The sequence below is a fragment of the Nostocoides veronense genome, from assembly GCF_039531185.1.
GTDB lineage: Bacteria > Actinomycetota > Actinomycetes > Actinomycetales > Dermatophilaceae > Nostocoides_A > Nostocoides_A veronense.
The window spans coordinates 1-4,503 of sequence record NZ_BAAAPO010000041.1 but is presented as its reverse complement, the minus strand read 5'-3'; the positions used below and the strand labels follow the sequence as shown (position 1 = coordinate 4,503).

At 68.1% G+C, this 4,503-nt stretch carries 3 protein-coding genes and 3 pseudogenes; all 6 read right to left on the bottom strand.

What is annotated here, in order from left to right; genetic code table 11:
• Positions 1-122: 122 nt before the first annotated feature.
• A pseudogene (locus ABD225_RS12920) lies at positions 123-284 on the bottom strand (IS256 family transposase); the annotation flags it as partial.
• Positions 285-577: 293 nt separating this feature from the next.
• Positions 578-1,384: a transposase gene (locus ABD225_RS12915; protein WP_344086007.1), complete on the bottom strand. Its 807-nt coding sequence runs from the start codon at positions 1,382-1,384 to the stop codon at positions 578-580.
• 263 nt (positions 1,385-1,647) lie between these two features.
• Positions 1,648-2,159, bottom strand: a pseudogene (locus ABD225_RS12910) (transposase); the annotation flags it as partial.
• A 22-nt stretch (positions 2,160-2,181) separates the two neighbouring features.
• On the bottom strand, positions 2,182-3,393 hold the full coding sequence (locus ABD225_RS12905) for an IS110 family RNA-guided transposase (protein WP_344086004.1): 1,212 nt from the start codon (positions 3,391-3,393) through the stop codon (positions 2,182-2,184).
• 274 nt (positions 3,394-3,667) lie between these two features.
• Positions 3,668-4,153: a hypothetical protein gene (locus ABD225_RS12900; protein ID WP_344086001.1), complete on the bottom strand. Its 486-nt coding sequence runs from the start codon at positions 4,151-4,153 to the stop codon at positions 3,668-3,670.
• 54 nt (positions 4,154-4,207) lie between these two features.
• A pseudogene (locus ABD225_RS12895) lies at positions 4,208-4,503 on the bottom strand (hypothetical protein); the annotation flags it as partial.

Below are 4,503 nucleotides of genomic sequence, written 5' to 3'. Positions count from 1 at the left end.
CCGACCGCATGCCGGCCGCGGAGACACTCTGAAATGAACACCGGAAACACCGTTCATCGGATAGACCCGATCGGTCAAGTCCGGGTCGCTGGTGTACGTCGGTGATCGGTGAGGGGGGTGGTTCAGGAGGTGATCAGGGCGGCGGTCTGGGGTGAGTTCACCTCCTGCTGGGGTCCGGCTTCGCGGGCGGTGAGGACGGCGCGGGCTTTGGCGAGGACTTCGAGGCCGAGGTAGCGGCATTGTTCGGCCCACTCGTCGTGTTGTTCGGCCAGGACGGCGCCGACTGATGTGTGGGTGGTTTCTGTCAAGGGGCAGGGTGAAGCGGGGCCCTCTCTGGCCGGAGGGGACCCCGCTTCCTCGTTCACGGGGTGGGTCGTGGGAGACAGCGTGTCTGTCGACGCGCGGTCAGTCTGATATGCGCGGGTTGGTTACCGCAGGGCCCTTGTTTCGGCTGGAGAGCGGGAGCGGCTCTAGGGTCGAGCGTGCCCGTGGTCGGGTGCTCATAGTCGGATCGCTTGTTCTCTCCTCGCGCTGCTGCCCACGAATCCGTGGTGTCCTCGCGAACGGGTCTGTTCGGTTAGTGCTCGTCCATGACGGCCAGGGACCAGCACCAGCCGGCGAGCTCGCGGGCGATGGCGGTGTTGGCGACGGTGTGTCGCTTGTTGTGGGCGGTCATGACCTGCCACCGGCGGTGCAGGCGCCGGTTGCCGGCATCTCCTCGGGCCGCGGCCGCTGCCGGTGCCAGGGCCCACCGGTCGTGCATCGTCTTGCCGGGACGATACTGGGGCTTGTGGTGCCAGGCGGCCTCGATGAGCAGCCTGCGGGCGTGGCCGTTGCCGGTCTTGGTGATCCCGCCTTGCACCCGGGAGGTCCCCGAGGATGACTCGCTCGGCACCAACCCCAGGTAGGAGCCGATGTTCTTGCCGGTGAGCCGATGCCAGTCGCCGATCTCGACCGCCAGCGCGAACCCGGTCAGGGTCGAGACCCCACGCAGGCACCCCAGCCGGCGGGTGACGGGCGTGAACTCACTGTCCGCCGCGAGGGCTGCGATCTGGTGATCGAGACGGTCCCGACGGGCCAGCGTGTGGGCGACGGCGTCGTAGGCGTCATCGAACGCGGCCAGGGTCCCGAGTCCGCCGCCGGCGAGGTGGTCCTTGCGGGTCCGACGCAGCCACGCCTCGTGCCTGCCGGTCCAGGCGTTGCCGCCCTCGTCATAGATGTGCCCGTGTCGCAGGAGCAGCTTCGAGAGCCGGTGCCGCGCGCTCATCAACGACATCCGGGCGTCCTCACGGGCCCGCACCAGGTCCCGCGCCGACTCCTGGAACTCGCTCGGGACGGTGACCGCGACGATGTCGTCGTTGCGGGCCAACCTCGCCAGCAGCATCGCATCCCGGGCATCGGTCTTGACCCGATCACCAGCCGGACGCAGAGCTTGCTCGGGGCCGCCACCTGGCAGGCGTGCCCGGCCGCCAGGACCGCCCGCGCCAACCCGTACCCGGTCGGACCGGCCTCGTACGTCACCAGCACCGGCCCATGCCCGGCCGCGACCTCGTCGATGAACGCGACCACATGCTCGAGCCGGGACGAGATCGCGCGCTCGACCTCACCGGTGAAGCGTTCACGGTTTGATGCCGCTGTCATGGTGGGTTACGCGCCCTTCTGGGTGGACGCGTGGGTGGTGTAGTGAGCGGCTTCGTACTCGATGGGTGGAACCATACCGAGAGTGCCGTGGAGGCGCTCATGGTTGTACCAGGTGACCAGGCAGCGGTCGCGTGCTCGACGTCGGCCAGGGACCTGTAGGGGCCGTCGTGGAAGACGTCGGTCTCGATGCACTCGCTCTTGTACAGGCCCATGTTCGTCTCGGCGAGGGCGTTATCGTACGCGTCACCGACCGTGCCGATCGAGGGCAGGATGCCCTCGGTGAGCAGGTGCTCGGTGAGCCGGATCGAGGTGTACTGCGAGCCCGCGTCGGAGTGGTGGATCAGCCGGTCCCGCACGAGCGGGCGGCCTTCCCGGGCGCGGGTGGCGGTGGCCATCCGCACAGCGTCCATCACCAGGTCGGTGCTCTTGGCCGTCGCGGCCGCCCAGGAAACGATCTGGTGCGAGAATCAGTCGATCACGAACGCCACGTACACCCACCCGGCATGGGAGTGCACGTAGACATCCCACGCGAGTCAGTTGTCAAGCGGCGGCTGGGATGAGGTCGGGCCAGGCGGCGTCTTCGTCCCAGGGCTGGTTGTGGCTGAGGCACCACCACATGCGTCCGATGAGCTTGTTGGCGAGGTTGCGTAGGGCGGCGTTGTGGTGGTCGCCGGCGGCGCGGCGGCGGTCGTAGTGGGCGCGGGCGCCGGGGGACCAGGTCAGTGCGCTGAAGGCCCACCAGTGACAGGCGTCGTTGAGTCGTTTGTTGCGTACCTTTCTGGCTTTGACGTAGTGGGACTTGCCCGATGCCCTGGTGACGGGGGCGGTGCCGGCGAAAGCGCGGACACCTTTCACGGACGTGAACCGGGCCGGGTCATCGCCGAGTTCGGCGAGAACTCGGGCGGCGAGTACGGGTCCGAGCCCGGGCGCTGAGCGGAGCACCGGCGCCAGTGGGTGCCGTCCGAACTCACGGGCGAGTTCTGCCTCGAGGGCATCGACCGAGGACCGCATTGACGAGATGATCTCGAGCAGTCCTCGTGTCGCCAGCCCGAGGGCTTCCTCGACGGCCGGGGGTTGCCGCAACGTGGGAGCCTTCAATGCGGTCAGGACGTGGTCGACCAGTGCGGGGTCGTTGCGGCGTCCACACTTGCGCAGTAGCGCCTCGACGCGACGTCGGGTGAGCTTGGAGCCCGCTGCGGGAGTGGGTGCTGCAGCGAGGATGGTCGTGGCGGCGTGATGTGTCAGTTTCGGGAACGCCTTCAACGCTTGGGGATAGAACTCCAGCAGGACCGAACGCAGCCGGCTGGTCGTCTGGTGCAGCGCCCAGATGGCCTCCTGATGCTGGCGCGCCAGCGCCTTGATCGCCAAGGCGAGATCTGTGTTCCGCGGCAGCGGCCGATGCATGTGCTGGTCGGTGCGCAGGATGTGCGCCAATACGGCCGCGTCCCCCGCGTCGGACTTGCTCCCCGCTTGGACGTGCCGCTCCCGATATCGAGCCATGGCTCGAGGATTGATCGGATAGACGGTGAAGCCGGCACCGGCCAAGGCGACGACGAGCAGGTTCTTGTCCGTCTCGATCGCTACGGCCGTCTGTTCCGGGCTGCCGCCATTCGTCGTGATCAACTCGACCAGCGCCGTGTACCCGGCCACATCTGCACCGATCCGGGCGCGGGCGAGGACCTTGCCCTGCTCGTCCACCAGAGCGATGTCGTGATGGTCCTCGGCCCAGTCGATCCCGCAGGTGATGCTCATGCTTCCTCCTTCGTCGGATTCTTCGTGGCGGAGCTCTGGGCAGCGGCGGCGACCTAATGGAAGCGCTCAAGGCGCGGCATCTCACAAGCCGTGGACTGCCCAGCTGGCCGGCAGGGTCACCGTCTACGTTGAGACCTCGGTCGAGTCGATGAAGCCAAGAAGAGTGATCACCTGCAAGCAGCTCACCACCTGAGACTGCGACCGGATCGGTGAAATCTCAGGGACCCCTGCCGACCAGCACCGCTCGTGTCGCATCGACAGAACGGCCTTCCCATTAGGTGAAGTCGGTGACCCACTTAAGGTTCGGCTCGGGCGCGGTGAAGTCACGCCCGAGCAGGTCCCCGGCGCGGCGCCCGTCACCGGGATCGACGCGCTGCCTCTTCCGTCTCGCGCGGCGAATCCCGTTGTGCCGCAACAGGGTCATCGCACGATGAATCCGCCGCGGCGAGGCCAGCTGGACCACCCCGTCCAGGTCGACAGGCTGCCCGAGGCGGGCCAGCAGCGCGGTCATCTTCCGCCGCCCGTACAGCCCTTCCGGACGCAGCCGGAACGCGCCGCTGGCGACGTCCCACCGGTAGGCCAGGGCGTGGATCGTGTTCATCAGGTACGCCATCGCCACCAGCCCCGCGGACAGGCCTGCGTAGCCGGCCCGATGAGCGCGGTAGGTGCGCGCGGCGACCTGCAGGCCCTGCTCACGCAGCACCCGACAGACCGACTCGACCGAGCGCCCCATAGCCTCCTGGGACCGGATGAAGTCCATGATCAACGGTTGCGGGGGTCGAGCTCCCCGATGCTCCTATGTCAACACCGGTGCTCAGGCCGCGTGCGGGCGGGCGGTGGGGGCGTGGATCTGGTCGGCGCGCAGGGCGGTGAAGACGGTGTCGGAGAGGCGTCGGCGGAGCAGGCGTACGGCGGCGGTGCGGTCCTTGCCGCGCCCCTGCTGTTTGAGGAGGTAGGCCCGGCCGGGGCCGATGCCGCGGGCCTGGGTGACGGCGATCATGTGCAGGGCGTAGTTCATCTGTCGGTTGCCGCCTCGGTTGAGCCCGGATCCACCGATGACGTTTTCGATGTTGGTGCCGTGACGGCGAGACGCGGGTGATGGTGTCAGGG